Origin of the sequence: Streptomyces sp. NPDC058295 (genome assembly GCF_042880655.1) — a bacterium.
Taxonomy (GTDB): domain Bacteria; phylum Actinomycetota; class Actinomycetes; order Streptomycetales; family Streptomycetaceae; genus Streptomyces; species Streptomyces coriariae.
Genome location: NZ_JBHVYO010000004.1, coordinates 100,628 through 123,837, shown reverse-complemented (window position 1 = coordinate 123,837; position 23,210 = coordinate 100,628). Strand labels below are relative to the sequence as shown.

18 protein-coding genes are annotated in these 23,210 nt (G+C 70.4%); 11 read left to right on the top strand and 7 right to left on the bottom strand.

Annotated features, from left to right (window positions below; translation table 11 throughout):
• Nucleotides 1–110 precede the first annotated feature (110 nt).
• On the bottom strand, nucleotides 111–3,281 hold the full coding sequence (locus ACFVYS_RS06020; RefSeq protein WP_389499288.1) for a BTAD domain-containing putative transcriptional regulator: 3,171 nt from the start codon (nucleotides 3,279–3,281) through the stop codon (nucleotides 111–113).
• A gap of 652 nt (nucleotides 3,282–3,933) precedes the next feature.
• On the opposite strand from ACFVYS_RS06020, the gene ACFVYS_RS06015 reads away from it, so the two are divergent.
• The 9 genes from ACFVYS_RS06015 to ACFVYS_RS05975 all read left to right on the top strand — a co-directional run bounded on the left by ACFVYS_RS06015 (nucleotide 3,934) and on the right by ACFVYS_RS05975 (nucleotide 13,046).
• The gene (locus tag ACFVYS_RS06015) at nucleotides 3,934–5,082 is read left to right on the top strand and encodes a serine hydrolase domain-containing protein (RefSeq protein WP_389499286.1); all 1,149 of its coding nucleotides are present in this window, start codon (nucleotides 3,934–3,936) and stop codon (nucleotides 5,080–5,082) included.
• Between the two features lie 483 nt (nucleotides 5,083–5,565).
• The gene (locus tag ACFVYS_RS06010) at nucleotides 5,566–6,405 is read left to right on the top strand and encodes an alpha/beta fold hydrolase (protein WP_389499284.1); all 840 of its coding nucleotides are present in this window, start codon (nucleotides 5,566–5,568) and stop codon (nucleotides 6,403–6,405) included.
• A 101-nt stretch (nucleotides 6,406–6,506) separates the two neighbouring features.
• Nucleotides 6,507–7,340 (top strand): alpha/beta fold hydrolase, encoded by an 834-nt coding sequence (locus tag ACFVYS_RS06005; protein WP_389499282.1) that lies wholly within the window; start codon nucleotides 6,507–6,509, stop codon nucleotides 7,338–7,340.
• 506 nt (nucleotides 7,341–7,846) lie between these two features.
• Nucleotides 7,847–8,596, top strand: a complete 750-nt coding sequence (locus ACFVYS_RS06000) for an SDR family oxidoreductase (protein WP_389499280.1) — start codon at nucleotides 7,847–7,849, stop codon at nucleotides 8,594–8,596.
• A 350-nt stretch (nucleotides 8,597–8,946) separates the two neighbouring features.
• Entirely contained in the window at nucleotides 8,947–9,786 is an 840-nt protein-coding gene (locus ACFVYS_RS05995; protein ID WP_389499278.1) for a helix-turn-helix transcriptional regulator, read from the top strand.
• Nucleotides 9,787–10,029: 243 nt separating this feature from the next.
• Entirely contained in the window at nucleotides 10,030–10,623 is a 594-nt protein-coding gene (locus ACFVYS_RS05990; protein ID WP_389499276.1) for a TetR/AcrR family transcriptional regulator, read from the top strand.
• A gap of 110 nt (nucleotides 10,624–10,733) precedes the next feature.
• The gene (locus ACFVYS_RS05985) at nucleotides 10,734–11,471 is read left to right on the top strand and encodes an NADPH-dependent F420 reductase (protein ID WP_389499274.1); all 738 of its coding nucleotides are present in this window, start codon (nucleotides 10,734–10,736) and stop codon (nucleotides 11,469–11,471) included.
• A gap of 278 nt (nucleotides 11,472–11,749) precedes the next feature.
• A complete protein-coding gene (locus tag ACFVYS_RS05980; RefSeq protein WP_389499272.1) occupies nucleotides 11,750–12,451 on the top strand; it encodes a nitroreductase in 702 nt (233 codons plus the stop codon).
• Between the two features lie 172 nt (nucleotides 12,452–12,623).
• Nucleotides 12,624–13,046: a hypothetical protein gene (locus tag ACFVYS_RS05975; protein WP_389499271.1), complete on the top strand. Its 423-nt coding sequence runs from the start codon at nucleotides 12,624–12,626 to the stop codon at nucleotides 13,044–13,046.
• Nucleotides 13,047–13,069: 23 nt separating this feature from the next.
• Here the strand turns inward: ACFVYS_RS05975 and ACFVYS_RS05970 are convergent, their stop codons facing one another.
• The gene (locus ACFVYS_RS05970) at nucleotides 13,070–14,299 is read right to left on the bottom strand and encodes a flavin-containing monooxygenase (protein ID WP_389499269.1); all 1,230 of its coding nucleotides are present in this window, start codon (nucleotides 14,297–14,299) and stop codon (nucleotides 13,070–13,072) included.
• 287 nt (nucleotides 14,300–14,586) lie between these two features.
• Here ACFVYS_RS05970 and ACFVYS_RS05965 point away from each other — a divergent pair, with 287 nt between their 5' ends.
• Together ACFVYS_RS05965 and ACFVYS_RS05960 are read left to right on the top strand one after the other, a co-directional pair.
• Entirely contained in the window at nucleotides 14,587–15,222 is a 636-nt protein-coding gene (locus ACFVYS_RS05965) for an ABC transporter ATP-binding protein (protein WP_389499268.1), read from the top strand.
• A complete protein-coding gene (locus tag ACFVYS_RS05960; RefSeq protein WP_389499266.1) occupies nucleotides 15,219–16,010 on the top strand; it encodes a hypothetical protein in 792 nt (263 codons plus the stop codon). Before ACFVYS_RS05965 ends, ACFVYS_RS05960 begins: the two co-directional genes overlap by 4 nt.
• Nucleotides 16,011–16,291: 281 nt before the next feature.
• Here the strand turns inward: ACFVYS_RS05960 and ACFVYS_RS05955 are convergent, their stop codons facing one another.
• The 5 genes from ACFVYS_RS05955 to ACFVYS_RS05935 all read right to left on the bottom strand — a co-directional run bounded on the left by ACFVYS_RS05955 (nucleotide 16,292) and on the right by ACFVYS_RS05935 (nucleotide 23,207).
• Complete coding sequence (locus ACFVYS_RS05955; RefSeq protein WP_389499264.1) at nucleotides 16,292–16,621, bottom strand: hypothetical protein; 330 nt, start codon at nucleotides 16,619–16,621, stop codon at nucleotides 16,292–16,294.
• A 70-nt stretch (nucleotides 16,622–16,691) separates the two neighbouring features.
• Nucleotides 16,692–21,413 (bottom strand): putative T7SS-secreted protein, encoded by a 4,722-nt coding sequence (locus ACFVYS_RS05950; RefSeq protein WP_389499262.1) that lies wholly within the window; start codon nucleotides 21,411–21,413, stop codon nucleotides 16,692–16,694.
• 2 nt (nucleotides 21,414–21,415) lie between these two features.
• Complete coding sequence (locus ACFVYS_RS05945; RefSeq protein WP_389499260.1) at nucleotides 21,416–22,072, bottom strand: hypothetical protein; 657 nt, start codon at nucleotides 22,070–22,072, stop codon at nucleotides 21,416–21,418.
• Nucleotides 22,069–22,485: a hypothetical protein gene (locus ACFVYS_RS05940; protein ID WP_389499258.1), complete on the bottom strand. Its 417-nt coding sequence runs from the start codon at nucleotides 22,483–22,485 to the stop codon at nucleotides 22,069–22,071. The genes ACFVYS_RS05945 and ACFVYS_RS05940 overlap by 4 nt, the downstream gene beginning before the upstream one ends.
• Nucleotides 22,486–22,703: 218 nt before the next feature.
• Nucleotides 22,704–23,207, bottom strand: a complete 504-nt coding sequence (locus tag ACFVYS_RS05935) for a MarR family winged helix-turn-helix transcriptional regulator (RefSeq protein ID WP_389499256.1) — start codon at nucleotides 23,205–23,207, stop codon at nucleotides 22,704–22,706.
• Between the last annotated feature and the right edge of the window lie 3 nt (nucleotides 23,208–23,210).

Below are 23,210 nucleotides of genomic sequence, written 5' to 3'. Positions count from 1 at the left end.
CACCGTACCGGCCGGCACTCAGGAGTGAAGCCGGGTTCGGTCCCGGGCGGTCCGGCTGAGCAGTCTGAACCGTCCGGGACCGCAGGAGAACCTCGCACGCCCGCTGAAGATCAGCGGACGGCGGACGAGTGGCCATCCGTCGAACCGTCCCGCTCGGAGCCCTGACGCGCAGGGTCACCACTCCTCGGCGTCGGGAGCCGATGGCTCCCCTCCGCCCTCTCCGGAACGGCGGGCGTAGGGTCCGCGTCCATGTCCAGAGCGGTGAGCCGGTCGCGGATCTGCTGAGCGCTGTGGGGCATGGCTCGCTCGTCGGCGCCGGCGAGGGCGCATGCCCAGTCCGCTCGTGCCCCTTTCCGGTCGCCCAGGGCCAGCCGCGTGTCGCCGAGTCGCATCAGTGTGCCGATGGCGTTCCGGTGGTCCCCCAGTTCTTCGAACGCCCGCGTCGCCCGCTGGTAGGTGGCCACCGACTCTTCGTAACGGCCGAGCATGCGGAGGTTGTAGCCCAGAATGTCCCAGGCTTGGGCCAGCTGCCACGGCGCGTCCAGCTGCTGGAACAGGGCGATGCCCTCCTCGCTGTACAGCAGGCTCTTCTCGAGATGCCCCAGGTTGGAGTGGAACCAGGCGAGCTCGGTGAGGCACTCGGCCAGCCACAACTCCTCACCGGTCTCCCGGGACAGCTCCAGCCCCCGCTCGGAGAATGCCACGGCCTCCTGGATCCGGCCGAACAGGAACAGCGCACACGCCGTGACGTAGTGGGCTCGGGCCTGCTCACCGGTCGAGTCGAGCTCCTCGAAGATCGTGGTGGCGCGTCGCAGGTGCTGAAGAGCCTGCTCCTGGTGGCCGAGATAGCCGTGGATGTGGCCGAGGTGACGTAGGCAACGGCCCTCCTCAAGGCGGTTGTTGCGGCGTCGGGCCACTTCGAGGGCGGGGGTCAGCGCGGTGATGGCTTCGGGCCAGAACTCCTGGCGGTTGAGATACTCCTTGAGCGACCAGGCCAGCCCGGTGGTGTGGTGGTCCAGCTGCCGGCTGACGGCGGTGTGGAGCAAACCGGTCAGCACCCGGTGTTCGGCGGTGAGCCATCGGGTCGCCTGCTGGACGGTGGTGAGGTTTTCCGGTGTGACCCCTGGGGCGGGTGCACCGAGGTCGAGGTCGGACGAGGTGTCCTGTTTGAGGAGCTGGTTGGCCTCGTAGGCGGTGAACATGTAGTGGTCCAGGGACCGGAGAGTGGCGTGGTGGCGTTCCTGGGCGCTGTCGTGGGTGTGGGTGAGCTCGGTGGCGTAGCCGCGCAGGAGGTCGTGCAGGCTGTAGCGGCCGGGTAGCGGCTGTTCCACCAGGCAGGCACTGACCAGGCAGGCGAGAGCACGGCGGGTCCGGGGGAGGGGAAGACCGGCGAGGCCGGCGGCGGCCGGGGCGGTGATGTGGGGGCCGGGGTGCAGGGCCAGGAAGCGGAAGAGCCGGGCGGCGGTCTCGTCCAGGGACTGGTAGGACCAGGAGAAGACGGCGCGTACGTCGGTGGTGGTGTCGAAGCCGGTGAACGCGTCGAGGCCGCCGTGGGTGTGTCGCAGCTCGTCGGCGATGGCGTGAAGGGGGAAGGAGGGATCGAGTTCGGCGCGGGCGGCGACCACGGCCATGGCCAGGGGAAGCCGTCCGCACAGGCGGATGATGTCGGCTGTGGCGGTGGGCTCGGCGACCAGTCGTTCGGTGCCCAGGCGTCGTTCGAGGGCTTGGTGGGCCTCGGTTTGTGAGGGCAGTGGGAGGGTGAGGGGTTTGGCGCCGTCGGTGGTGATCAGGCCGGGGAGTTGGTTGCGGCTGGTGATCAGGGTGAGGCAGCCCGCTCCCGCGGGGAGCAGGGGGCGCACTTGTTGCTCGTCTCGGGCGTTGTCCAGGACGAGGAGGATCTGCCGGTCGGCGAGGAGGCTGCGGAAGAGTGTGCTGCGGCCCTGGGTGTCTTCGGGGATGCGCTGGGCGGGAACACCGAGGGCGGTGAGGAAGCCCTGCAGGGCGTTGCCGGGTTCGACGGCGGGTGCGTGGGGGTGGAATCCGCACAGGTTGACGAAAAGCTGTCCGTCGGGGAAAGAGGGGGCGATGCGGTGGGCGTGGTGGACGGCGAAGGTGGTCTTGCCGACACCGGGAGCACCGCTGATGACGACGACAGGGGCCGCGGTCGGTCCGGGCCGGCCCGGGGCGCCGCTCACGGCCGACAGCCACGCCCCCTCGGCCACCCGCCCCGCGAACACCGGGAGACTGCGCGGCAGTTGTGCCGGACGTGCCAGGGGCGGCGACGTGGTTCCCTCATCATCCGTGGCCGTGTCGCACTTCGCGTCGGACCGATCGGCCGCGTCGGACGGCGCGTCGGCGGCCGGGCCGACGGGCGCGGTTGCCTCGCCCCCGTCCGGCACCCCGGACACGGCCGACCCGATCGGACCGCTGCCGTGCCCGGCACCCCCGCCGGGGACGGACGCCGCGCCGAATCTGTTCAGTTCACCGGCTGAGTGAAGGGGTGGCAGGTCGTGGTGAAGGATGCCGTGGTGCAGGGCGCGTAGGGAGGGGCCGGGTTCGAGGCCGAGTTCGTCGGCGAGGTGCCGGCGCAGGTCGGTGTAGCGCTGAAGCGCTTCGGGGTGTCGACCGGCGAGGTACAGGGCGCGCAGCAGCAAGGCCCAGCCGGTTTCCCGCAGGGGATGCTCTGTGGTCATTTCCTGTGCCGCGTCCAGAGCTTCGGTGATCCGTCCGTGCAGGAGCAGGGCAGTGGTGCGGATCTCGCGGGTGGTCTGCCGCAGTTCTTCCAGGCGTGCTGCCTCGTTGGTGGCGAACAGGTGGTGCGCGGCGTCGGCGAACGGGGTGCCGCGCCACATCTCCAGGGCTTTTCCGGCCTCTTCCACGACGCGTTCGGGCCGACCCTGCTCCATGAACCGGTGTGCCTGGGCAAGGGCCCGCTCGAAGCGTACGGTGTCACGGCTCTCGGGCGGCACACGCAGGGCGTAGCCCAGGGGTTCGGTGACCAGCACCTCGAAGATGCCCTGTCGGCGCAGGTGTTGGGGTTCCAGGACCGCGCGTACCTTGCTGATGTGGGCGTGCAGGGAGCCCATTGCCCCGCCCGGGGTCCGTCCCGGCTGCTGCGGCCACAGTTCCTCGCACAGCGTCTGCGGAGCGACCGCCCGGCCGTCGGCGAGCAGCAGGCGGATCAGCAGCAGCCGCTGCCTGCGCCGACCCGGATCGAGTACCGTGCCCGCCCGCCGTACCACCAGCGGACCCAGCAGTCCGAAGTCGAGCCCCTGCCTCACCGTTGTCACCGTACCCACTCAGAATCCCGCTCGACGGCGCCGCCATCGGGGGCACACACATGACCATGATCCGCGGACCTGTGGGCGACCCGCTTCCGCGGTGACGAAAACCGGGCCCCGGCACACCAGGACACCCGCGCGCCCCTCGGTCGCGGTGACCTGTCCGCCGAGGTGGGGCCGGAGCAGGTGATCGGAGCGGCGAGGACCCCGTCGTCCGCTTTCCGCATACCGGACAGGACCTTAGCAGGACGTCACCCGGCGGTGACCTCGACGGCGGCGCGATGCGCCGCGACGACACGGGCGCCTTCGCCGGCCGCGGCGCCTGCAGGCGGGGCCGTCTCCACCTGGGGGGCCGCTCATCTGCTACCACGACCTCGGCTCGCCATGGAATGAACCGGCAGCCGCGGCTGATTCCGGCGCTGCTGATCTGCGAGCACCCCGCGCCGGACGGCCCGTGCAGACGCATCCGGTACGCGGTCCGTTCGGGTCGGCGGTGTCGCGGAGCAGGCCGGATCCCCTGTGGACGGCCACTGCGGGTGACCTGCTGCCAGAGGGCCCCACAGATACCTCTCGCCTGCGACGAAGGGTGAACCAGCGTGATGTTCATCCCGTTGAGTGGTCGAACGGTCGTCGTCAGGAGTGGGAAAAAGACATGGTCATCGTCGAAGGAACGAGCACCGCCCGGTTCGAACCGGTCCGAGCGGCGCTGGCAGCGCACCTGGAGTCCGGCGAGGAGTTGGGGGCGTCGATCGCCGTAGATGTCGACGGAGTCATGGAAGTCGATCTGTGGGGTGGGCATGCCGATGAAGCGCGGACCGTTCCGTGGCACCAGGACACGTTGGTCAGCCTGTGGTCGACCACCAAGACCCTCAGCAGTCTGGCGGCCCTCGTCCTCGTCGACCGGGGGGCACTGGATCTGCACCGCCCGGTCGCGCACTACTGGCCCGAATTCGCTGCTCAGGGCAAGCAGGACATCGAGGTGCGGCATGTCCTGTCACACACCTCGGGGCTTTCCGGCTGGCAGCAGCCCTTCACCATCGACGATCTGTACGACTGGCCGACCGCGAGCGCCCGGCTGGCCGCGCAGGCGCCCTGGTGGGAGCCGGGCAGTGCCTCGGGCTACCACGTGCAGACTCAGGGACAGCTGGTGGGAGAGCTTGTCCGGCGGGTCAGCGGCCGTACCCTGGCCGAGTTCGTCGACACCGAGATCGCCAAGCCGTCACAAGCCGACGTCCAGATCGGTGCGCGGCAGGCCGACTGGCCGCGTATCGCCGAGCTGGTGGCCCCGTCGCAGCTCCCCGGAATGCCCGCCGGCCTAGATCCCGAGGGCATCTTCACCAAGACGTTGCTCGGAAGCCCGGCCAGGGACGAGCATGTCGACACCCCGCAGTGGCGCCGTGCCGAACTCGGAGCCGTCAACGGACACGGCAACGCACGAGGCATGGCCCGTGCCCTCTCCGTGATCTCACGGCGCGGCCAGGTGAACGGCCACCGGCTCCTCGCCGCGGACACGGTGGACAAGGTCCTCGACGTACAGGCCGACGGAATCGACCTGTTCCTGGGCGTTCCCGTGCGCTGGGGCATCGGCTTCGCGCTCGCCGATGCGAGGACGATGCCGGACATGCCCACCGGGAGGGTCTGCTTCTGGGTCGGCCGGGGCGGTTCGATCGTCATGATGGACCTCGACCGGCGCGTCACGTTCTCGTACACGATGAACCGGCTGGGCGACGGAATACTCGGCTCGGAGCGGACCCTCAGCTACATGAGGCATGTCTACGAAGTCCTGGACTCCACCGACTGAGGTCCGCCACGAGAAGGGCGGACCCGGGCGAGTCTGTCCCACGGACCAGGTCCGCCGCCGGCCACACCACTGCCTGGGCGCCAGGCGAATGCCCTCGACCGTAGGCTCGATCACACGGGGAAGCGGCTGACCACCGTGCCCCACGCAGCCACGTTCGATGCCCGCGAACGAACATCCCGTCCCCGGGGTGAACCGGCCCTGTCTCCTCATCGTTGGACAGGACGAAAGACGTTCTGCCCCGCCAGTCGAGGGGTCGGGCGATGCTCCAGGGCCAGGTCGGGCGGCAGCCCGGCAGTCGCTCTCCGGGCCGCCGTCGCGTGTCGCCCAGCACCCGCCCGATCCGCGCTGATCACCTGGCGCAGACGGAAAGCACTACAACTCGGTCATCCACAGGAACCCGGTGCTTCGTTCCTCGAACGCACCGGCTCGCTTCACCGGCACGGTCCGGTGAGGGCCGACAGCCAAGGAAAAGGACATTCACGCATGCGCATCACCCGCCTGGCCCGTCCGAGCCGCAGATCCGCCCTGCTCGGTGTCACAGCGGCCGTGGGGTTGTCCGTGGCCGCCGCCACCCTGCCCGGCGCAGCCGGTGCGGTGTCCCACCATCCGACACGTCCGACGATCGTGCTGGAGCACGGGGCGTTCGCCGACGCGGCGAGCTGGGACGGTGTCGTCACCCGGCTGCAGCGTGCGGGCTATCCCGTGGTGTCCGCCGCCAACCCGCTGCGCGGTCCGGCTACTGATGCCGCTTACCTCCGCAGCGTCGTCGACCACATCGACGGGCCCGTGGTCCTGGTCGGTCACTCCTACGGCGGTACCGTCATCAGCCAGGCCGCCGCGGGCCTGGAGGGCAAGGTGAAGGCGCTGGTCTACATCGCCGCGTTCCTGCCCGACACGGGCGAGAGTTCGCTCGGACTGACGAACAAGTTCCCCGGCAGCACCCTCGGCCAGGCGATCGAATCCGTCAACTACACGCTGCCCGACGGTGGTCAGGGCGCAGACGTGTACATCAAGCCGGAAAAGTTCCGTGACCAGTTCGCTGCGGACGTGGCGGCGGACAAGGCCAGGCTCATGGCAGCAGGACAGCGTCCGATCGCCGCCGCCGCGCTGGAGGAGAAGTCGACGAAGGCAGCCTGGAAGACGATCCCCTCCTGGTCGTTGGTCACCACCGAGGACCTCAACATTCCCGTGGCCGCCCAGCGCTACATGTCGGCCCGTGCCGGGGCTCGCACCACGGTCATCGACGCGTCGCACGCGGTATCCGTGTCCCGCCCCGAGGCCGTCGCCCGCATCGTGGAGCAGGCGGCCCGCACGGTCCGCTGACCGACGGTTCCGCCCCGTCGCGTCATCGCACGTCCCCACAGCCATGCCCACCCGGGCACTTCACCACCAGACGCGTTTCCCACCGAAAGGCAGTAACCAGCATGGCGTTCATCACCGTCGGCCAGGAGAACTCGACCAGCATCGAGCTGTACTACGAGGACCATGGCACCGGGCAGCCGGTCGTACTGATCCACGGCTACCCGCTCGACGGCCACTCCTGGGAGAAGCAGTCCGCCGCCCTGCTGTCGGCCGGCTACCGCGTGATCACGTACGACCGGCGCGGCTTCGGTCGCTCCAGCCAGCCCACCGCCGGCTACGACTACGACACCTTCGCCGCCGATCTGAACACGGTCCTGGAGACCCTCGACCTCAACGACGTCGTCCTGGTCGGCTTCTCCATGGGTACCGGCGAGGTTGCCCGCTACCTGGGAACCTACGGCTCCGCCCGGATAGCGAAGGCAGCCTTCCTCGCCTCTCTCGAGCCTTTCCTCCTCAAGACCGACGACAACCCCGGCGGCGTCGACGGCACCGTCTTCAAGGACATCGAAGGGGCCGTCACCGCCGACCGCTACGCCTACTTCACCGCGTTCTACGAGAACTTCTACAACCTCGACGAGAACCTCGGCACCCGCATCAGCGAAGAAGCCGTCCGCAACAGCTGGAACGTTGCCGCCGGAGCCTCCGCGTACGCCTCCCTGGCCTGCGTGGCGACCTGGTCCACCGACTTCCGTGCCGACCTCCCCAAGATCGACGTCCCGGCGCTGATCCTGCACGGCACCGCCGACCGCATCCTGCCCATCGAGGCCACCGGAGAACGCTTCCACCAGACACTCCCGCAGGCGGACTACGTCGTCATCGACGGCGCCCCCCACGGCCTGCTGTGGACCCACGCCCAGGAAGTCACCCAGGCCCTCCTCACCTTCCTGGCCAAGTGACCGACAGCCGACGGCCCTCCCGCCGGGAGCGGGCACGCGGCCCGTTACCCGGGGGACGCGAGGCTCAGCCTGATCGTTCGCTCGCCGGCCGCTCGTCGGCAGGACCGTGAACCGTGCGCACCCCGCCGTCGTTCCCACGACGGCGGGGTGCGCGAACCTCTTCTGGATCCAGGACAGTTGCCCGCCGAGTGGCGCTGGCATGGTTCGAGAGCGGGAGTGACGCGCCTCCCTGCTCCTCCCGCGCCAGTTCCAGCAGACCGAGGTGACGACCGGCGAACGCAGCTCCGCCGGGTTCAATTCGCGGAAGTACGCGCCAACCGCACACGGACCCACGGTCGGCTCGCTGCGGCGGGTCTGAGGCGCTGACCGGCTGTGGCGTCTTCTACGGCTCAGCCAGGGACCGCCGATCCATGGATGAACCTTCCTCTCCCGCCCCTGCGCGGGCGCCCCTACGGTCGAGGCTGCGGGCGCTCACCGGCCCGCCGTACCGAAGGAGCAAGACCCCCATGAAGATCACCGGCAACACGATCCTGATCACCGGCGGCACCTCGGGCATCGGCCTCGGTCTGGCCCTGCGTCTGCACGAGGCCGGCAACAAGGTGATCGTCGCCGGCCGGCGCAAGGAACTTCTCGACGAGATCACGGCCGAGCACCCGGGTATCGACGCGCTGGTCCTCGACGTCGCGGACCCCGACTCGATCGCCCGGGCCCGCGAGACCGTGGCGGCGAGCCACCCCGAGCTGAACGTCCTGGTCAACAACGCCGGCATCATGCTGCGGGAGAACCTCCTCGACACGGCCGAACTCCCGATCGCCGAGGATCACGTCGCGACCAATCTGCTCGGCACGATCCGGATGACGTACGCCTTCCTGCCGCTGCTGGTGGGCAAGGACGACGCGGTCGTCATGAACGTCACCTCCGCGCTGGCGTTCGTACCGTTCCCGATCACCCCGACCTACAGCGCGACCAAGGCCGCGCTGCACTCCTTCTCCGAGAGCCTGCGCATCCAGCTCGGCGGTGCCGGCGCCGGCGTCCAGGTGATCGAGGTGGTCCCGCCGGGCGTGCGCACGAGCCTGATGGGCCAGCAGGACAGCGAACAATCCATGCCGTTGGACGACTTCCTCACCGAGGCCCTCGACCTGCTGCGCGAGAACCCCGACGCGAAGGAGCTGGTCGTCGAGCGCGCCAGGTTCATCCGCGACGCGCAGGCCAACGGCTCCTACGACGACGTCCTCGCCATGATCAGCGGCAGCTGACCGACCTGTTATTTCCGACGGGAAACAACAGCACGCGAGCGCCGTCACACGACGAACCTCGTCCTATCGGCCAGGCCGGGCGACGAGGCCCGGGCTCGTCCAAAGCGTTGGGTGTCCTCGACGGAGACCGTCGCCGTAGGCCGCCCTCCATGCCGACGGCGTGCGGCGTACCGCGGACAGTCGGTGAATTGCCCAGCGGGTCACGCAGGGGCAGGTGATCATCGGGTCGTCTCGCTGAGCGCGCCCTCGCGTCGGCCGTACGCGCGGCTTCGCGCGGGCAGAAGAGGAGGGCTCAGCCATGGATCGGCGGTCTCTGGATGGCCGGGCGGGATGCGGCGAGGATGGACGGCATGGACAAGAAGGAACTGGCGGAATTCCTGCGACATCGGCGTGAGGCGCTGCGGCCCCGTGACGTCGGGCTGGTCGAGGGGGCGCGCAGGCGTACGCAGGGGTTGCGCCGCGAGGAGGTCGCGCAGCTCGCCGGTATGTCCACCGACTACTACGCCCGGCTGGAGCAGCAGCGTGCTCCGCAGCCCTCCGTCCAGATCACCGCGGCTCTCGCCCGGGCACTGCGGCTGTCCCTCGACGAGCGCGACCATCTCTTCGTCCTCATCGGCCACAACGCCCCGGCCCGCTTCGAGCGCTCCGAGCATGTCAGCCCGACACTGCTGCGGGTCCTGGACCGCCTGGACGACTCCCCGGCCATGGTGCAGACCGACCTGGTCGACACCCTCGCGATGAACCCGATGGCCATCGCGCTCCTCGGAGACCAGACCCGCCACACCGGCCTCGCCCGCAGCGGCTACTACCGCTGGTTCATGGACCCGGCCGAGCGCCTGATGGTTCCCGAGGAAAGCCGCGAGCGCCACGGCCGTGCCCAGGCGGCACGCCTGCGGGCCGCGCTGACCGCCGGCAGCGACACCCCCCGAGCCGCCCGGATCCTCGCCGAACTCCAGGAGCACAGCCCCGAGTTCGTCCGCATGTGGGAACTTCAGGAGGTCGCCCAACGCTACGACGACTGCAAGACCGTCCTCCATCCCCAGCTCGGCCGCATCGAGGTCGACGCCCAGCTTCTGTACACCGAGAACCGCGCCCAGACCCTGGTGGTGCTGACCACCCGCCCCGGCACGGAGAGCCACAGTAAACTCGAACTGCTCTCCGTCATCGGACACCAACAGCTCACCCCCTGACGTCCTACCAGGGACCGGGCCGGGCCCGGCGCGGGAGGGGCCGGACAGGGCACCCTGGGATGGTGCAGCCCGCACGGCTTTCGCCCGCTCTCCATGGCCGAACATGTCGGCCCCCTGCGCTGTCCGGGCTCCGCGCTCAGGCCGCCCATTTGACCGGATGGAGCCTCCGCTTTACTCTCGAACACATACGGAGGCGGCATCCGTTTTGATGCGGCCGCAGGATCACGGCAGGCGGGAGGGTGCATGAGCGCCGTCGAACAGCGGGGCCGTAAGCCCCGCGCGGACGTCCAGCGCAACCGCGCGGCCCTTCTGGAGACCGCGCAGCGTCACTTCCTGCAGCACGGGGTCGGCACCTCCCTCGAGGCGGTGGCCAAGGAGGCAGGTGTCGGGCCCGGCACCCTGTACCGGCACTTCCCCACCCGGGAGGCGCTGCTGGCGGCCGTGCTCCAGACGCGCTCCGAGGAACTGGTGGCCCGCCAGGCGGAGATCGAGCAGCTCGGCGACCCGGCCGAGGCGCTGGAGCAGTGGCTGCGGGCGATGGAGGAGTACTTCAGCGCCTTCAGCGGGCTGCCGGACCCGCTCATGGCCGCGGCCCGGGCGCAGGAGCCGGACAACCCGCTCACGATCCCCTGCGACATCCTCATCTCCGCCACCGATCAGTACGTGCGAGCCGCGCAGCTCGCGGGGCGCGTGCGCGCGTCGGTGCGGGGGCACGACCTGTTCCTCGCGGCCTGTTCCGTCGCCTGGATCAAGGGCACCGGTACCGAGGAGGAGCCGCTCGACCGGCTCCGCACGCTCATCGCGAGCGGCTACCGCCAGCAGGACACCCAGGCGTAATCCGCCAGGCACCCAGCCCCGCTCCGCCCCCGCAAAGCCAGGCGGCACTACCACCCATCCGTCACATCGCGCTGCCCCCAGGGGCAGCACAACCTCTCAAGGGACAAATCATGAAAATTACTGTCATAGGCGCCGGTGCCATCGGCGGGAATCTCGCAGCCAAGCTCAGCACGGCCGGTCACGACGTCCAGGTGGCCGACGCCCGCGGCCGCGAGGCCATCCGGGCGGAGGTCCTGGAGTCCGGGGCCCGCGCGGCGGACCTCGCCGACGCCGTCCAGGGCCGGGACGTCATCGTCCTGTCGATCCCGTTCGGGGTGGCGGGCCAGCTGGCGGACCTGTTCGCGTCGGTGCCCGACGAGACGGTGGTCATCGACACCTCGAACTACTACCCCGGCATGCTCAGCGAGCCGATCGAGGCGGTGGACAACGGCCAGGTGGAGAGCGTGTACACCGCCGAGCTGCTCGGCCGCCCCGTGGTCAAGGCGTGGAACGCCGCGCTGGCCGAAACCCAGCGGACCAAGGGCGTCCCGGCCGGAACGCCCGGCCGCCTCGCCATCCCCGTCGCCGGCGACTCCGAGGAGGCGCGGAAGGTGGCCATGAGCCTGGTGGACGACACCGGCTTCGACCCCTACGACGCCGGCACACTGGCCGACTCCTGGCGCCAGCAGCCCAACAGCCCCGCCTACTGCACCGAGCTGACCCTGAACGAGCTGCCGGCGGCCCTGGCCGCGGCCGACCGCGCCAAGGACGCGGCCGTCCGCGACAGCCTCCCGGAACGCATCGCCTCCCTCGGTGCCAACCCCACCGTCGACGACGTCGTCGAGATGAACCGCGCCGCCCACCGCTGAGACACCCGACGCAACTCTCGCGCGCCCAACGGCACGAGAGCGACAGCGCCGGCACGCCGCGAACACACACGACGAAAACGAAGAGCGCACAGTCCCCCACGCTGCGACCTGCGGCCTCGGCACGCCGCTGCCTGCGAGCATCCGCATGCCCGCCGGTACCCGCGAAGGGTGCCTCCCGCACCCGGCCCCTACGTCAGCTGCCTCGTCGCACGGCCTGCCGTACCGCGCTGTGCCGCGGCCGCCGTGGCGGTGACTGCGCGCCGCGGAGAGGAACCGCCTTGCCCGGCACCGCATCACCCTTCACCGACCTCGCACGCTCCCGACGCTCCCCCCGGCGGTTCCTGCCCACCGCCCTGTCCCCTTCGGACATCCGCGGCGTGCTGGAAGACGCACAGACGGCCCCCTCCAACAGCAATACCCAGCCATGGACGGTGCACGTCGTCTCGGGTGCGGCACGGGACGCCCTGGCCAAGGAGCTGCTCCGGGCCGAGGAGGAGGGGCGGACCTCGCAGGATTTCACCGATGGCTACGGCGAGGAGGGCATCTACGTCGAGCGGTCGCGGGCCCTGGGCGCGAATGTCTACCGGGCCCGGGGCGTCGAGCGCTCGGACCGGGACGGCCGGAGGGCGGCGGTCCGCGAGAACCTGGAGTTCTACGGCGCTCCCCACGCCGCCTTCCTGTTCATGCCGGCACTCGGCGACGGGGTACGGACGGCCGGCGACATCGGCATGTACGCGCAGAACTTCCTGCTCGCGCTGGCGGCCCGGGGGCTGGCCGGCATCCCGCAGACCGTACTCGGCGTCTACGCCGACACCGTCCGCGAGTTCCTGGGTGTCCCCGCAGAGCTCAAGCTGCTGTTCGGCATCTCCTTCGGCATGACTGACCCGGCGGCACCGGTGAACACGCTCCGCACGGAGCGGGTTCCGCTGCAGCGGAGCGTGGTCCTGCACGACACACCCGGGGTCCTCGACAGGCCGTAGTTCCTCCGCTCGCAGGAACCTTCCGGTGCCGTGCCTGGGTCCGGGGCCGACACTTGCCGGCCCCAGACCCAAGCATCCGCACGGCGTTTGACAACCCCGAAGATGCCTCAGCCCTCGAGAAATCAAGTGGAGGTGTTCTCCGCTTTTCATCGCTCAGTCAGGAGAAGTAACCGTGACAAGCCGGCAGATGGTCCTGGGCATGCAGTTCAGCGGCGGATACGGGGCCGCGCCCGGGGCCTGGCGGCTGCCGGGCGCGAACCTGAACAGCTACACGGACATGGACCAGTTCGTGCGTTACGCGCAGGCCGCCGAGCGCGGCAAGATCCAGCTGCTGTTCATCGCGGACACCCCGGTCCTGGACGTCGACCTCGACCACCATGCCCCGCACCACATGATCGACCCGCTGCTGATCCTGACCGTCCTCGCGCGCGAGACCGAGTCGCCGTCAGCTGACGAGAAGGAGCCGGCAGGTCCTGGAGGAGCCTTATGGGTCACCGCACCTGCTAGTTCCGCCCCTGCCGGCGGTCTAGGAGGACAGGGACTGTGTCGCCGTAGGCGCGTCGCCATCCACTTGCTCTGCGGGGCACGCCGCTGAAGGGCCGAGCTTCCAAGGCCCCGTCAACTCGAAGCGTGCCCTCTGTGGAGTGTGTCGGCCGTGCGGTCGCCAACGCGGGGCGAGGGAAGGGGGACCCGCACCTTCTCGCGTCGTAGCGCGTGCGCGACGGCGCGCGCTTCGATGCCGGCCTGGCGAAGGACACCCGTGAGGGGATTGGTGTATCCGGTGAAGTACAGGCGCGAGGCTTCGGGATGGGTCAGTGCGCCTACGGCGAGGGGTTGCCCGTCCTCGTTGAGTACGCCCAGGGACCCGACCAGGTCGTGCAGGTTGGGCTGGTACCCGGTGGCGGCGATGACCGTGTCGGGTCGCAGTCGGGTGCCGTCGGCCAGTACCACGTCGGGGCCGTCGAACGCCTCGACGGCCGCGACCGGCTCGACCCGACCGGACCGGACGGCGTCCACGAAGCCGTGGTCGAGCACGGGGTTGACCCCTTCACGGGCATTGCGGGAGTACAGGCCGATGCGGGGCCGGGGCAGTCCCCGTGAGGTCAGGTCAGGCACCGCGAGACGTTGCGTGAGCAGGGAGGTGCGATCGCGCCACGCAAGGGGGAGGGCCTCCGTCAGCCGGCCGACTGCATGCCATCGGGCGCTGGAGCGGGGCAGGATGTTGGGTGGGGTACGGACTGCGATCCATACCTGCCCGGCTCCGGCCCCGGCGAGGACACTGGCGATCTCGGTACCGCTGTTACCGGCGCCGACCACCAGGACGTCCCGCCCGCGGTAGGGGGCCGGAGAGCGGTAGTGGGCCGAGTGCAGCAGGGTGCCGGTGAACGTCGAACGCCCGGGCCAGCGGGGGAGGTTCGGGGTATGGCAGCGGCCGGTGGCCACCACGACCGCGCCAGCGGGCACCGGACCGTCGGGGGTGTGGACCAGCCACTGTGCTCCCGAACCCGGCTCGGCCCGTTCGATGCGCTCCACCGGGGTGGTCACCCGGATGTCCAGTCGGTGATGGGCAACGTAGCGCTCCAGGTAGCGCACGTAGTCGTCCCGGCTCACCCACGGGCCCGCCTGGCGAGGCACCGACAGGCCGGGGAGTTTCGACGTGCTGGGAGTGGTGTGCAGGCGTAGGTGGTCATAGCGCTGCGCCCAGCTCGCTCCCACGCGGTCCGACCGTTCCAGGATCACGGTCGGCTCTCCGGAGCGGTTCAGTAGCGCGGCGGCCGCCAGGCCGTGGGGGCCGGCTCCGATGACGATCGTGGGAGCGCTGAGGTCTCGTTGTGGTGTCGGGGGCATCGCCTCCTACAACGGCAGACCGCGGCACACGTCACGCCCAACTGGCAGGTGTGGAAGAGCGGGTGACCGCCGTTACAGCAGCGGTACGGACTCGTTGGACACCGGGCAGCAGCCGTTGCGCGGGGGATCGGTCCGCCCAGGGCCGGACCGTCGGGACTGTCCGGGCCGGGCGCGGCTGAGCGGTCATGAGCCGGGCAGGCCAGGGGACATGAGCCTGCGCGGCCCCGGCCCCTGCGGCGGGCTCCGGGTCGGCTCACTACACCTGTCCGATCTTTCGAGGGGCTCTTGTGCAGGCAGTAACGACGCGCCACCGGCCACGGCTGCGGATCAGCGGAGTCTGCAAGTCGTTCGGCGGCAGGCAGGTCCTGCGCGATGTGGATCTCGATGTGTCTGCCGGGACGCTGGTGGGAGTCGTCGGCGAGAACGGGGCGGGAAAGAGCACTCTGTTGCAGATCGCCGTGGGACACCTCGCACCCGACCGCGGAACGGTGACACGGACCGGGGCGGTCGGGTACTGCCCACAACAGGCGGTGCTCAACGATGCGTTCACCGTCGGACAGCATCTGCGGTTGTTCCAGATGGCCTATCGGCTGCCGACACTGGAGCGCGCCGGCGAGCTGATGGAGCTGCTGGCGTTGACCGGCTGCCAGCGACAACAGGCCGGTGAACTCAGTGGTGGCACGCGACAGAAGCTGAACCTGCTGATCGCTCTCATGCACGATCCGCAGTTGCTGGTCCTGGACGAGCCCTACCAGGGGTTCGACTGGGACACTCATCAACGGTTCTGGGCCCTGGCCGCCGATCTGCGTGATCAGGGCCGGTCGATCGTCGTGGTCTCGCACCTGCTGCACGACCTGCACCACTTCGACGCGATCGCTCACCTGCGCCAAGGGCGTCTGCACTTCGAGGAGTCGAAGCGTTGAGGCTCTCCTGGACGGCATTCACCGAACTGCTGCGCTGCACTCTTCGGGGCCACCTGCGCAACCGGCTGGCCCTGGTTCTGGCGGTCGCGTTCATCCCCATCTGGATTTTCGTGGCGCGCTTGTGCACCTCCGACCAAGTGGTGCGTATCTGGCTGGACGCCATCAGCGGCCCCGTCTCCGCCCCGGCCAGCCAGGTGGGCCAGGTGGCCAGCGCGCTGGGCGCCATCACCATGGTCGCCGGCTTCATCACCTTCACCGAGACCTTCCAATCGCGGGAAATCGACCGCCGTCTGCTGCTGGCCGGGTACCCTCGGCTGCCGATACTGCTGGCGAAGCTTGCTGCCGTCACCCTCACTGCCGCCCTACTGGCCCTCTACACCACGATCCTGCTGTGGATCTCTCTGCCCGTCCGCCACGCAGCACCCCTGGCGCTGGCCCTTGCGGGTGCCGGCCTCGCCTACGGCGGCATCGGTCTTCTGCTCGGTTCTCTGGTCCGCGGCGAGCTGGAGGGCTTCTTCCTCATCATCATGCTCAGCCTGGTCGACACCGGCCTGCAGAATCCCGTCTTCAACACACTCATGGATGTGGCGGGCGTGTCCGCGCTTCCTCTGTACGGCGTGAACCAGCTGGCGCTGAGTTCAGCTTTGACCCCGCAAATCCCCTGGTCCCACGGGCTGCTCTCCCTCACCTGGTCCGCAGCGACCGGCGCCCTGGCCCTGCTCGTCCTCCACACGCACCGCCCTTCCCGCTCCCCGTGGTCCCGCAGGACGAGAGTCCAGGCAGGGTGATCACGGTGCGGATGGTCCTGCGGGACTCTGCTTGGTCCGACGACTGTCCAATCAGCGGTGTGAGCAGGGTTGCCGACAGCGTCTCCAACGGCACCTCTCAGGCCCGGTGACACCACCCCCCAGGTCATCGGTTCGACAGGGGGGAACAGTCATGCCGGGTCCGGAGGCCAGCGGCCCTCTTGCAGGACCGCGAAGAAGATAACGGGGGCGATGGGCAGCGGATCGTCCGTCACCGTTGCGCGCCGGTCGCCGTCGAACGTCAGGATCACCGAAGCCGGGCCCTACTCCAGTTCCGCCGCGCGTCTCTTCAGATCCTCGGCGAACGGGTCCCAGTCGGGGCCGAAGGACAGCAGGTCCGCGGCTGCCTCTCGGAGCAGTTGCGGGTCGTCGGGGCGTTGCAGGCAGGCCAGGCGGTAGGCGAGGTTGCGGGCCCAGGGCGGGAGGGCCATCCAGTCCTCGGTGAGGACGTCCCGGAGCATGGTGAGGATCTCGTCGGCCGTCGCGAAGGTGAGCTTCTCGACGAAGTCACGCGTCGCTTCGGTGACCTGACGGCTGTCGGCGCCGTCGATCGCCTGGCTGAGGCTTCTGGCCGCGGGGGTCGGATCGGGCATCTTCTTCGGTTCTCCTGAGGGGCATCTCGCAGGCAGGGGGCCGGGCGAGACCTTAACAGCCGGGGCGACGCTACGGGTTGAGCCAGTATGTGGACAGTTGGTAGGCACCATCGGGCCGTTGGATGACCCGGTAGCCGACGTCGTGCCCGTCTATCGTCACCGACCTGTCGAGCGGGCCTGCGAAACCGGGCGTTCCGGCGCGGGGGACGGCCCCGCCGTCCCTCATGTATCCGTACACGTCGGAGACGATCGCCTGTTCGATCTGGTCGGGCTTCAACTGGGTGGTGCGCAGATCGTTCGTGGTTCCGCCCGGTCCGGTGTGGGCGCGGTCGTAGCCGTGGCCGGTGTTGAAGTGCCAGGCGTCGTCGCCCACCATGGCGGACCGTTTGAGATCCTGCCCCTCGCCCTTGGAGGTGTACTCGCCGATGGTCGGGCCTTCGCCGTCCTTGTACGGCGACAGGCCGAAGGGGTCGCAGACGGTGTGCGGGTTGTCCACGTAGGCGACCGGGTTCGGCGCCGGCGACAGCCCCAGCGGGTCCGGAGACGCGTACCGGGCGGTCTCCGGGTCGTAGTGACGGAAGAGGTTGTAATGGAGGCCGGTCTCCGGGTCGTAGTACTGGCCGGGGAAGCGGAGCGGGGTGTAGGCCGTGCTGGAGCGGGACCAGGCGGTGGTTCCCCACAGCGTGGTGCGGGTGCTCCAGGCGATGCGCCCGGACTCGTCGACCAATTCGGTGGGGGCGCCGATCAGGTCGGTGGCCACGGCGAAGAAGCGCCGGTCGATCTCCTCCTGACGGGCGTCCGGGGTAAGGATGCGCTCGGTCTGCGCCAGGGGCACCAGGCCGCGGTGTTCCCAGGTCAGCGCCACCGGACGGGGGAGGTCGCCGGAGACGGTGGTCTGTTCGCAGAGGGTCAGGCCGTCCCAGCTGAAAGAGATTTCCTCCGTCACGCTCTCGCCGTCCGCCGCCAGTCGCTGCTTGGCGGTGCGGCGGCCCAGAGGGTCGTAGCGGTAGCGCCAGCGGGTGCCGTCGGGGGTGACCACGGAGGTGAGGCGGTCCTCGGCGTCCCATATGTAGCGCCAGTTGTCCGGTTTGCGGGAGAGCCGGGCCTTCTGTCGCAGGGTGACGCGGCCGAGGGCGTCGTGCTCGAAGCGGATGTCACCCGCGCGCGTGACGGTGGTGCCGGTGTAGGTACGGGGGCCGGTGGCCTCGTGGCCCGGGTGTGAGCCGGGCCAGGCGGCCGCGGTCTGGTTGCCGCTCGCGTCGTAGGCGTACCGCTCGCTCCAGCCGTGCGCGTGGACGGCGGTGACCCGGCCGACCGGGTCGAGGTCGAAGGTGCGCGCCCCCGACGCCCGGTCGGACATCGCGGTGAGACGGCCGTCGGCGCGGTAGGCGTACGTGCGCTCGTTGAGGGTGCGGGAACCGGCGGTGAGGTGCTGGGCTGACAGCCGGCCGGCCTCGTCCCAGGCGGAGGTTTGGGTGATGATGTCATCGAAGACGCGCTCCACTTCGCGTCCGGCCGCGTCGTGCGTGAAGGTGATGTCGTGGCCACCGGAGGTAACCCGGGTGGGGCGGCCCGCGGCGTCGTAGGCGTAGCTCGTGACCAGTCCCGTGGGGGTGGTGCGACGGATGCGGCGGCCCACGGCGTCGTAGGCGTGGTCGAGGGCGCGGCCGTCGACGAGTTCGGTCTTGAGCCGGCCGCACCGGTCGTAGCGGCGCACCAGTTCGCTGTCCGGATCCGACGCCTGGATCAGACGTCCGGCACGGTCGTAGGCGTGGACGGTGACCCGGCCCGCGACCTCCTTGCGGATCACCCGGCCGAGCTCGTCGTACGCGTACGCGGCCACGCCGCCGAGGTGATCGGTCCGGGTGGTGAGCCGGCCGGCGGCATCGAGGCCGTAGGTGACGGCACGGCCGTCGAAGTCGGTCTCGGAGACGAGCCGGCCGGCCCGGTCGTACCCGTACGTCCACACGAGCCCCTGCGGGTCGGTGACCCGGTTGAGCCGGAGGCCGGCGTCGTGCTCGAACTCGTACCGGGACCCGTCGGGTCGGGTGCGGGCGGCGAGGAGGTCGAAGTGGGTGTACTCGAAGCGGGACACACCGCCCGCCGCGTCGATGTGGGTGAGGCAGTTGCCCTCGCCGTCATAGGTCCATGACTCGGTGGCGCCGTCGGGACCCGTGCGCCGGGCGAGCTGGCCGTCGGCGTGCCAGTCCAGTCGGGTGACGGCGCCCACCGGGTCGGTGATGCGGACCGGACGGCCGAGGGCGTCGCGCTCCAGGCGGGTGGCGCCGCCGGCCGGGTCGACCACCTCCGCCGGCCGGCCCACCGCGTCGCAGCGCACGACGGTGGTGGCCCCCAGGGCGTCGGTGACGGACGTCAGCAGGCCGGCGTCGTCGTAGGTGTAACGGGTGGTGCGGCCGGCCGGATCGGTGACCGTGGTGCGGTTCCCCCGCTCGTCGAACTCCTGCAGCCACCGGGCGCCGTCCGGGTCGTATCGCTCCGTGGGCAGGCCGGACGGGCCGCGTACGACACGGAGTTCGGTGCCGTCGGGTCGGGTGACCGTGCCGAGCCGGCCTTCATCGTCGTAGGAGAACGCGGTGGTGCTGCCCAGGGGGTCCGTGCGGGACAGCAGGTTGCCGCTCGTGTCGTAGCGGAACCGCGTGGTGTGGCCGAGCGGGTCGGTGGTGGCCAGGACGCGGCAGCCGGGGCCGATCAGATGCCGGGTGGCCCGCCCGTCCGCGGTGGTCAGGACCGTCGTGCGGTGACCGGTCTCGGCGTCCGGTTCGGTGTAGGACAGGGTGATCTGGACGTGGCCGGCCTCGCCGCCCTCCGCCACGACGCGGTCGCGGTCGTCGTAGACGTAGTCGTAGCGGCTCGAGTTGGAGTCGATCCAGGCGATGACGCGGCGGCGGTCGTCGTAGACGAAGGTGGTGACGGCGCCCGACGGCTTGGTGACCGTGGTGAGGTCGCGGTCCTGGTAGCCGTAGCTCATCAGCGGCAGATCCGCCCCGCCCTCGCCCCCGCCGGCCAGGGACAGGCCGGTGACCAGGCCGTCGGCGACGGACAGGTTCACCCGGTGACCCGCCGAGTGGACCAGGGCCCGCGGCAGTCCGTCCTCGCCGCGGTCGACCTCGACGGTGTGGCCGTTGCGTTCGGTGATGCCCGCCAGCCAGGCGACGCCGTCGGCCCCCGGTTCGCCACCGGCCGGGGCGGTGAACCGGAAGGTCAGGCCGCTGTCGAGGGCGGTGACCGTGAAGTCGCCGTCACCGTCCCGGGCAAGGAGCGTGCGGGCCCGGCCCGCCTCCGGCCGGGTGGGCGAGCCCGGGACCGGGTGCGGGTACGGCACCAGAAGTCCCTCGGCGGTGACGTGGACGACGCCGATCGCGTCGATCACCAGGCGCTCGTCGACGGTGGACGTCCAGGCGGGCCCCAGGAAGCGGCCGGTCGCGGTGCCGGACTCGGTGCGGCGGGTGAAGACCAGCGGCAGGATGCCGGGGATCGTGAGGTCGGTCTGGGGCAGGAACATCCGGCCCGAGGCGAGGTCCACCGGGTCGGTGCCGTCGGTGGGGCGCTCGCCGTCCGGACGGCGGTGGGTGCCGTCCGGGGCGTCGTCGATCAGCCGGCGCAGCCGCGCGGCGTCGGCGGCCTCCTCGGCGATCCGCACGCCCTTCACCGCGGCGCCGCCGCCCCCGGTGGCCACGGTCAGCGCGACATCGGGCAGCAGCCGGCCGAAGCCCTCGGCCGGGTCCTTCATGAAGTCGCTGACCATCTGCTTGCCGGTGCCGACCGGGTCGTTGGCGGCCACCACCAGGCCGGCGGCCAGGCTGTTGAGGGAGGTGGCGTACTCGGCCGGGTGCGTGATGTTGTACGGGTCCATCGGGTTGACGCTGCGCACGAAGTTCAGCAGCCCCGCCGTGCCCTTGATGACACCGCCCCCGACGTGGTCGCCCATGAGCTGCAGCTCCTGCATCCCGTCGCCCAACTGCTCGGCGTAGGACGGCTTCTGCGGAGCCATGTCGCGGGCGGCGCGGACCGCCGTGCGCGCGGTCTCCGCCGCCGAGTTGCGCTGCTTGCGGGCCTCCGCGAGGAGGTCCTGAGCGTCCTGCATCAGCTTCTTGCCGGGATCTTCGAACGTCGCCGCGGGCCTGGGCGGCAGCGAGGAGGGATCGCGCTTGTCCGCGGGCTGGGCGTTGTAGCGATCGACGGCGCCGTTGTAGTCGTCGACCTTCTTGCGGTGGGCGTCGGCGGCGTCCTCGGAGGCCTTGACGCCCTCCTTCCACTGGTCGATCGCCGTCTGCGCCTGTCCCTGCGCCCAGGTGACGGTGCCGGCGAACGCCTCCAGCGCACCGACCGCCTTCGTACAGGCGTCGGCGGCGGCGTACCACTTGGGCGGCTGGGTGCTCACCGCGGTGCGCAGCGCCTCGGCCGTCTCCCCCTTGAGCCGGGACGAGTCGAGGCCCTTGAGCCCGTCGCCGGCGTTGTCGAAGGCCGACTGGAAGGCGCGGAGCTTCGTGGCGGTGGAGGTGATCTCGCTGGGGCTGCCGTAGATCAGTTTGGTCTTGTCCTCGGTCTGCCCGAGGTCCATCTCGTCGACCTCGGCGCCCAGCCGGTTGGCGACCGAACGGGACTGTTCGCGCACCCAGTCCGCGCCGGACTCCCACCCGACGTCCTCCAACCGGTCGGCGGTCCAGTTGCCCGCGTCCTCGACCCGGTTGCCCACCCACTCGACGCCGTCCTCGACCGCGTCCTCGACCGAGTCGGGCGTGATGTCACTGATGAAGTCGCCGATGCCCACCGTCAGTTCCCCCCGTGCTCACCCTGCTGCTGCTCCTGCTGGGCACGTTCCTCCGGAGACGGGCCGAAGGTGTCGTCCAGCGCCTGGTTCCACTGGTCGTCCGAGATGCCGAGAGCGTCGTTGAGCACCTGCGACTGCTGACCGCCGTGGCCCTCGGTGAGAACGGTGCGGCCGGTGTCCTTCCAGGTCTGCTCCATGTCCTGACCTGCCTTGTCGAACGACTCGGCGCTCCAGTCCGGGTTCAGGTAGTCCGGCGTGAAGATGTCGCCCCAGTTCTGCTGGGCGATCTCCTCCTCACCGGCGTGCGGGTTCCCGCCGAACAGGGAGTTGGCGCCCACCTTGAGCGTGGCCGCGACGTACTGGTCGTGCTCCCACTGGGTGCCCGCTGCCAGGCCGAGGCGGTTCGCGAGCGCACTGGCGTCGTGCACCAGGGCCCGCACGCCCCACTCCCAACGCTCGCAGAAGTCCTCGAAGTCGACCGCGAGACCGTGGTGCCCGGCCTCCATCCCGGTCATCGCCAGCTCCGAGAAACCCTTTCCCAGCACCGACCCGGTGGCGCCGCCGAGTTCACCGAGCTGGTCGATGGTCGCGCCCACACCCTGGGTGAACTTGGCGACGGACGCCTTGTCGAGCCGCAGGTCCGGTCCGTCACCGCTCATGACCGCGGCCCCTCTCCCGCCGCTCCGGCGTCGACGGCGACCGCGTCCGGCACGATGCCGACGACCGGCGGGAAGAACATCGACCCGTCCTCGGTGGCGATGTCGACGGCGAGACCTGCGGGCTCGCCCAGGGCGGGCACGAGCTCGTCGACGATGCGCGCGCCCAACAGTGCCGCGTAGTCCATGGGCCGGTCACCGCGCGTGTGGCGCAGGGCGAACCGGGCCAGGGCGGCCTCGTCGGTGAACCCGCAGATCCATCGCACCCCGCCCGAACGCACCGACCACAGACCTCCGTCGGCCATCGGCACCAGGAGGACCGAGCGTCGCATCTCGCCGACCAGAGCACGTGGGTCGTCGCCTCCGCTTCTCCGCTCGGCGATGCGTTCGGCGAGCGCCGCCTTCGGCTGCTGCACAGTACCTCCCCGGTCGTAGGTGACTGATGGCACCGTAGAGCAGGACGCGCGCAAAGAAGCGGACGGTTCTGGTGCGGCCGGCCCGGCCGCTCCGGCAGGCGTATTCCGAGGACGGGCTCCCGCCGGACCTGGGAACAGGGCGATCACCGGTTTCCGGAAACGGAAGGTCCGACCTCCCCCGTCAGCCAGGCCGGGCCACCACTCGGCCGAACCCGGGTTCAGCCGTGCCGTCCCTGGCCCTCCATCGCCTCCACCAGCCGGCCCAACGCCCTGAGGACCCAGTCCCGGTCGTCCCCCAGGCCCGCCAACAGGTCGACCTCTGCGGCGAGTTGGCGGGGGAAGAGGTCGTCGACGGCCCTGGCGCCCGACTCGGTGATGGTGAGCAGGGCGGCGCGGCGGTCGGCGGGGTTGGGGGTGCGGGTGATGAAGCCGCGTTTCTCCAGTCTGGCGAGGGTCTTGCTGACACCCGCACGGGAGAGGCCGAGGCGTTCGGCGAGGCTGCGGGCGATGACCGGCCCGGTGGCGTGGCGCAGGGGGATGAGCATGTCGACCTCGGGCGCGGTGAGCGGTGCGCCCGCGTAGAGAGGTTCGACGGCGCGGTCGAGCAGGCCGGTGGCGCGCTTGAGCAGGCCGACCACTTCCATGGGGGAGGTGTCGAGGCCCGGGTTGTGCGCGGCCCACTGGGCGCGGACGTCGGCGGGGGAGGCGGGGGAGGTGGGCATGCG